Origin of the sequence: Sodalis-like endosymbiont of Proechinophthirus fluctus, from assembly GCF_001602625.1 — a bacterium.
Taxonomy (GTDB): Bacteria; Pseudomonadota; Gammaproteobacteria; order Enterobacterales; family Enterobacteriaceae.
In genome coordinates this window covers 1-6,730 of sequence record NZ_LECR01000067.1, presented here as the reverse complement: position 1 = coordinate 6,730, position 6,730 = coordinate 1, and the positions used below count along the sequence as shown (strand labels likewise).

At 51.7% G+C, this 6,730-nt stretch carries 6 protein-coding genes and 1 pseudogene; 6 read left to right on the top strand and 1 reads right to left on the bottom strand.

All coding sequences use genetic code 11. The features are described from left to right. The first annotated feature begins 28 nt into the window (after window positions 1-28). Window positions 29-1,474: a flagellar filament capping protein FliD gene (gene fliD / locus BG74_RS06660; protein ID WP_066597425.1), complete on the top strand. Its 1,446-nt coding sequence runs from the start codon at window positions 29-31 to the stop codon at window positions 1,472-1,474. 66 nt (window positions 1,475-1,540) lie between these two features. Continuing rightward, window positions 1,541-1,930, top strand: a complete 390-nt coding sequence (gene fliS, locus BG74_RS06655; protein WP_066597424.1) for a flagellar export chaperone FliS — start codon at window positions 1,541-1,543, stop codon at window positions 1,928-1,930. Window positions 1,931-2,590: 660 nt separating this feature from the next. Here fliS and fliE read toward each other — a convergent pair. Continuing rightward, complete coding sequence (gene fliE, locus BG74_RS06650; RefSeq protein ID WP_066597423.1) at window positions 2,591-2,914, bottom strand: flagellar hook-basal body complex protein FliE; 324 nt, start codon at window positions 2,912-2,914, stop codon at window positions 2,591-2,593. Window positions 2,915-3,158: 244 nt separating this feature from the next. Here fliE and fliF point away from each other — a divergent pair, with 244 nt between their 5' ends. From fliF to fliI, 4 genes and pseudogenes are all read left to right on the top strand, one after another. Continuing rightward, window positions 3,159-4,850: a flagellar basal-body MS-ring/collar protein FliF gene (gene fliF / locus BG74_RS06645; protein WP_066597421.1), complete on the top strand. Its 1,692-nt coding sequence runs from the start codon at window positions 3,159-3,161 to the stop codon at window positions 4,848-4,850. Continuing rightward, complete coding sequence (gene fliG, locus BG74_RS06640; RefSeq protein ID WP_244267397.1) at window positions 4,820-5,842, top strand: flagellar motor switch protein FliG; 1,023 nt, start codon at window positions 4,820-4,822, stop codon at window positions 5,840-5,842. The genes fliF and fliG overlap by 31 nt, the downstream gene beginning before the upstream one ends. Next, window positions 5,835-6,521 (top strand): flagellar assembly protein FliH, encoded by a 687-nt coding sequence (gene fliH / locus BG74_RS06635; protein ID WP_066597412.1) that lies wholly within the window; start codon window positions 5,835-5,837, stop codon window positions 6,519-6,521. Before fliG ends, fliH begins: the two co-directional genes overlap by 8 nt. Next, a pseudogene (gene fliI / locus BG74_RS06630) lies at window positions 6,518-6,730 on the top strand (flagellum-specific ATP synthase FliI); the annotation flags it as partial. The gene fliH and the pseudogene fliI, both read left to right, overlap by 4 nt.

Sequence of the window (6,730 nt, the reverse complement as noted above, 5' to 3'; positions counted from 1 at the left end):
CACGTGGTGATTGACAGGAGAGTTAGCTATGGAGGGTATATCAGTTTCGGGCATCAGCGATGCGCTGATGGTGAAGCAGGCCAAGCATTATCAATTGTTGCTACAACCCATTCAGTTACAGCAAAAAAGCACCGAGAGTAAAATCAGCGCCTGGGGTAAAATCCGCTCTAGCCTGCAGGCCTTGCTGGAGAAAAGCAATACCCTGAAGGATGGTGCATTTTATACCATGAAAATCAGTGAAAATAAGGCATTTAGCGCCAGCGGCGGTACCATAGCAGGCACCCACAATATCTATGTAAATCAACTGGCGCAAAACCATACCCTATCTTTTCAGACTAAAAAAGGGATTGATACGCCGCTGGGCAATAGCGCGGCAACCCGTACGCTGAAAATCAGTCAAAAGGGCGAGAATGGTAAGGTTGAGGTTAAAGGATCCCGTATTACCCTTGCGCAAGAAGAAACAAGTCTGGTGGGAATAGCTAAGGCCATCAATAACCAGAAGGCCGGCGTCCGTGCTGAAGTGAAAAATATGGACAATGACGGCACGCTGCGTTTGGTGTTGCGGGCGGAGGAATCCGGCAGCGCCGGGGAAATGACCCTCTCCGTCGAGGGCGATGACACCTTAAGAGAGATTATGGGATACAATCCAAAACTGAAGATTGCTTCGAGCAATTCTGGTGAGAAAATGAAGCAAGATCTGGAGGCAACCGACGCCAGAGTCTTAGTTGACGGCAATGAATATATCCGCTCCAACAACAGCATCAATGATATCCTGACCGGCATCACACTCACGCTCAAACAAAAGTCCAAACCCGATGAATCAGAAGTACTGACCCTGAGTCCGGACGAAAATGCCGTGCAAAAAGCAGTGGAGAAATTTGTCACAGCTTTCAACGAGTTCATTACCCATTCATCGTCCTTAAGTAAATTTAAACCCACTGATTATTCCAATCTGAATCCCGAGGATGTCTCACTACCTGATGCGAGCAATGGTCCCTTGGCCAGTGATAGTTTATTAAGCAACTTAAAAGCGCTTGTGCGCCGTGACGCCGCCAATAACTATGGCGATGACAACATAGTGTCAATAGCCGATCTCGGTATTAAGGTCGATGTCAAAACCGGCAAGCTCGAGCCGGATAGCACCAAGCTGAAAAACATTATCCATACTAACCTGGAGGGGGTACAGCGGCTGTTTCTTGGCACTGAAGGGGAAATAGGCATGGCAATCGGCATGGCCGACCATATTAAGGGTTATATTGGTGGTGACGGCAACAGCAATATCATTAAAGATGAAACTGAAAATCTAGGAAAGCAGAAGAAAGAAATTGAAAAGTATTTGGAACGCACACAGGCCACTATTAATGCAAAAATGCGGGCTTATCAACAGCAATACCAGCGGATGGAAGTCGCGCTCGCGCAGTTGGAGTCGCTTCAGGCACCTCTAGCCGCAATACAGTCGATCGCGAAAAAATAATCGCCCGCCTGATGCTAACAGCCAGCACACAAACCAACAGTAAGCTGCCACTTGGGAGAAAAGACGATGTCTGCAGATCAGGGCATCAACGCCTACCAACAAATCAGTCTGCAAACCGATATCGCCGGGGCGACCCCGCACCAGTTGATTGTCATGCTCTTTGATGGCGCTCATAGCGCGCTAGCCCAGGCAGGTATCTGGATGGCACGTGGCAACATCGCCCGGCGTGGCGAGGAAGTTTCCCGCGCTATTGCCATCATTGAATGCGGTTTGCTAGCCACGCTAGATTACGAAAAAGGCAAAACTCTGGCACAGGATCTGGCAAATCTCTACCGCTATATGATCTATACCTTGCTGAAGGCTAATTTAAATAATGACCCTGAAGCGATAAAACATGTAGATGCTTTGCTGAAAAAAATTTCCAGCGCCTGGAAAGAAATTACTCCACAACGATAGAAGGATAATACTATTCTAATGGTATTCCGAACTAAGCACCCATTTTCCCTACCGTTACAATTAACGTATCAGATTATCGAATCGGCACGCTCAAAAGATTGAGATAGCATTGTCGCGCTGAATAGTCTCATGCTGTACGTAAAGTAATAGATTATATTCAATCTGCCGGTATGGCCGCGCATGAAAAAGAAGGGAGAACGAGAGATTCGTAAAATGAGAGAGATTCGTGCGATTGATCGGGCAACTGCGCTGAAATTTCCAGGGTAATAACTTATCAAGGTAACAATTTATCACAATCAGCTTTTTTAATCCTAGGCATCGGCACGTGCTTGTAAACCTCTTTCAAAATTTTCCGCAACGTTGGCATAAGCGCCGGCCATGATTGATGGAGTTAATCTCCGCGATGTCGGCATTAGCCGTCGTATTACATGCTTCCTCCTGTCGGCGCCACAGCCATGACATTCGTGTTATTCACGATACCCCATTTGAATAAAAATTCCTATTATTATCGGATATATAGTAGCCCCACCGAGATAACGGTATTTTATACGATACTAGCCCAGCCCAACATAGCCTACAGTTCGCATACCCTGTGCTTGATGACCAATGCCTGATGCTCAGTACTTAATGAGTATAATGCCTAGTGCCTAACGCCAAATTTTATACCGCCATATTCATCACTTCTTGATAGGCATTAATCAATTTATTATTGATCTGAATTCCAAAATGCAGCGCTAGCGATGCCTTCTGCATTTCCACTATAACATCATTTAATGCGATTCCCGGCATACCTAACTCAAATTTCTCCGCCTTGCGCTGGGCATTTACTTGCATTCCGTTTATTTGTTTAATACTGCTATTTAATTCACTAATAAAACCCGCACCGGCGGTAGTCGGTGCGGAGAGTGTTACCACATTTCCAGCCGCCTTCTGTGCCGTCACTTTCATCATAGCCAAAACAGAATGGATAGCATTGGTTGTCATACAACCTCCTCAAATACCTGACTTCAGCGACATTAGCACGGCAACGCAGCGCTAAATGGCGAAATTAAGAATAAAATCGCAAGTTTATTTGCCTATCAATCTGGTCTCTCTATGCCAAGATTGACAACGGTTAGGAAATTACATAGTTGGGCAGTGGAGCGCTATTCCCACAGGGATTTTATTTCCTCACCCTATCACATACCATCATGATTCTTTATTTTTAATTCTGCTTCAGGGATCCTGCATGAATGCTTCGGCCATGGATATCGATGCTAAATCGACAATAAGCTTGACCAACATAATAGCGCGTTTTCGCTGCCATCCGAAATATGTGCTACTAGCGGCTAGCGCCGCAGGGATCGCGCTGGCTATTGTCCTGCTATTATGGGCCAGAACGCCGGATTATCGCATTTTGTATAGCAATATCAGCGACCAGGACGGTGGCGCTGTGGTGGCGGAACTGACCACGATGAATATCCCCTACCGTTTTGCCGACAACAGTGGCGCCATTATGGTGCCGAGCAACCGGGTCCATGAAACCCGGTTGCTTCTAGCACGAAAGGGGTTGCCGAAGGGGGGAACACTGGGGTTTGAACTGCTGGATCGCGAGAAATTCGGCATGAGCCAATTCAGCGAGCAGATCAATTATCAGCGGGCGCTGGAGGGCGAAATCGCCCGCACTATTGAAACGCTAAACCCGGTGAAATCGGCGAGGGTTCATATCGCGATGCCGAAACCCTCGCTGTTTGTGCGCGGACATAAGCCAGTGACTGCTTCGGTGACGTTGACGTTGTATCCAGGGCGCACGCTGGACGCCGGTCAAATTCAAGCTATTACCTGGTTGGTATCCGGCACCGTACCTGATTTACCCGCCGGAAATATTACCCTGGTAGATAGCCAGGGTCAATTACTTGCCCAGCCGGGCAATAATGAGCTTAACCTCAGCAAGGCCCAGCTTGCCTATACCCGTGAAGTGGAGAGTGATTATCAGCGGCGCATCAACGCGATACTTGCGCCGGTGATAGGCGCAGCCAACGTGCGCGCGGAAGTGACTGCCCAATTGGACTTTACCACGGTGGAGCAAACGGCGGAGCAGCATAAACCCAACGGGCGCCCGGAGGAAATGGCGATCCGCAGCCAACAGCTGAGCGCCAGCGACCAGATCGGTATTCAGGCTCCTGGCGGTGTACCGGGGGCGCTTAGCAATCAGCCTACTCCGCCGGCCATAGCGCCTATTGAATCCTCTACCAACCCCGCTGCCGGCAAGGATAGTGCCCAGGCGCCCACCCCCTCTGGGTCACCCATCGTGCAGCAGCCGCGCAGCAGCCAGAATGATAAAACCATCAATTACGAAGTCGATCGTACACTGACCCATAGCAGATTTCGTCCCGGCGTGCTTAAACGCCTGTCGGTGGCAGTGGTGGTTAACGACCGTGAGGACGGAACCGGCAAGCCAGTACGGTTGACGCCGCAGGAAATGCAGGATGTGACCTCGCTGGTACACGAAGCCATGGGCTTTTCAAGAGAACGTGGCGATACACTCAACATCGTCAACACCCGCTTTGTCACTAATCAGGATATGCTGCCGCCACCGTTCTGGCAGGATCCCGGCCTACAGGCTATGGCCTTCAGCACGCTGCGCTATGTACTGGTGGCACTGCTGTTCTGGCTGGCGTGGCGTAAAGGGTTTCGTCCACTTTGGCAGCGACAACAGGAGATCGAGCGCGAACGTATCCGGGCGCAGTACGAAGCCAACCAGCCGCGGGATGAGCCTTGCCCCGTTTCGCGCAGCGATTTGGAAAAGGAAGCGCGAGAAAAAGCCTGCCAGGCAATGGAGGACAGTATCCAGAAGTTGCGTGAGATTGCCGCCGCCCGGCCACAGATGGTGGCACGGATACTGCGTCAATGGATAACCCGCGAGCAACAACCATCATGAATGCCATCGAAAAGAGCGCCATCGTCATGCTGACGTTGGGGGAAGAGAGCGCCGCCGCCGTCTTTAAACACCTGCGTAAGAAGGAAGTAGAAGCAATAGGTAAAACTATAGCCTCGCTGGGTATTTACTCCCGGCAGCAATTGACTAGCGTGCTTGAAGCGTTTCATTTCGATGCCGAGACGATGATAAACCCAGACAAGGACGGTTACGACTACCTTCGCGGGGCCCTTATCAGCGCGCTGGGGGAGGATTGTGCCCTGCTACTGCTAGAAGAGCTGCATATTACCAGCGAGGACAATGTCAAAGGGAAAGGGATTGACGCCCTGAATGCCATGAAACCGCAGGCGGTAGCAGCGCTTATTCAGGCCGAACATCCACAGGTAATCGCCGCCATTCTGGTACTGCTCAAGCGCAGCCTGTCCGCCGAGATTCTCTCTAGTTTCGAGGAAACGCTGCGCAACGACATCCTAGTGCGCATCGCTACGTTGGACAGTCTACAACCTGCCGCACTGCAAGAGCTCGCCCTTGCCCTCAATGATTTGCTGCGCGGACAGCGCAGCCGGCAAGGAAACAAAGGCGGCGTTCGTCCAGCGGCAGAAATCCTTAATTATATGCAAAGCCGACAGGAAGAGGCGGCAATCGATGCGGTACGCTCCCTCGACGAAAGCCTGGCGGAGAAAATCGTTGAGCACATGTTTACGTTCGATGATCTGGAGAATTTGGACGACCACAGCCTACGGCGGATCCTGCAGGAGATCGACACCGATGCGCTCGTAATTGCCCTGAAAGGCTGTGCTCAGCCGCTGGTGGATAGGATCTTGAGCAATATGTCACAGCGCCAGGCGGAAATATTGCGCGACGACATTAACCTCAGCGCGCCGGTGAAAGAATCGCGGGTTGAAACCGAGCGTAAAGCGATTCTGGCCGTGGCACGCCGTCTGGCCGATGTTGATGAGATACTCATCAACAAGGATGGGGAAAATTATGTCTGAGCCCGCCGAACAAACGCGCTGGCAAAACTGGCTACCAGCGGATTTGTCCATAGCTTTCACCGATAGCCTCCCCGCGACGCTACTGTCAGCGGACCACGATGAAAAAGCTTGGCAAGAGGAGCTGACGCTCCTGCGTACCCAGGCGGAACATCGCGGGTTTAAGCAGGGTAAGCAGGAAGGCGAAAAGCAGGGCTACCAGCAAGGTTTTGATAAGGGGCACAGCGACGGTTTTGAACAGGGACTGCAGGATGCGCAAGCCGAGCAGGAGCGTATCACTGTACAGATGGCGGATTTTCTGCGCGAATTGAAAGCCACCCTGGCAGGGATGGATGCGGTGATGCCGACGCGACTGATGCAAATCGCGCTGACAGCGGCGGGCAAAATCCTCGGTCAGTCGCCGGTGTGCGATAGCCGCGTGGTGCTGAGTACTATCCAGCAACTGCTGCATGATCGGCCTTTGTTCGCCGGTTGCCTGCGGCTATATGTCCATCCCGACGATCTACCATCGTTACAGAGTAATTTAGGCAGCACCCTGGAAAGCCAGGGCTGGCTCCTGATAGCCGATGGTCAGCTGCTGCGCGGCGGCTGCCGGATTGTCGCCGAGGATGGCGAAGTGGATGCCACCCTGGAAACCCGTTGGCAACAGCTGTGCCAGATACTCAAGGAGGGTGCCGCATGACCGTGCAGCTGGAACGCTGGATTAACGCGATGGCGCACCAGGAACGTATGATTACTGCCCTACCGGACTGCCGCCACTATGGGCGGCTGACGCGGGCAACAGGCATGGTGCTTGAAGCGGTGGGGCTGCAATTGCCTCTCGGCGCCACTTGCCTTATCGAACGCTATACCGGCAAGGCGGTAAGTCAGGTCGAATGCGAGGTGGTCGGG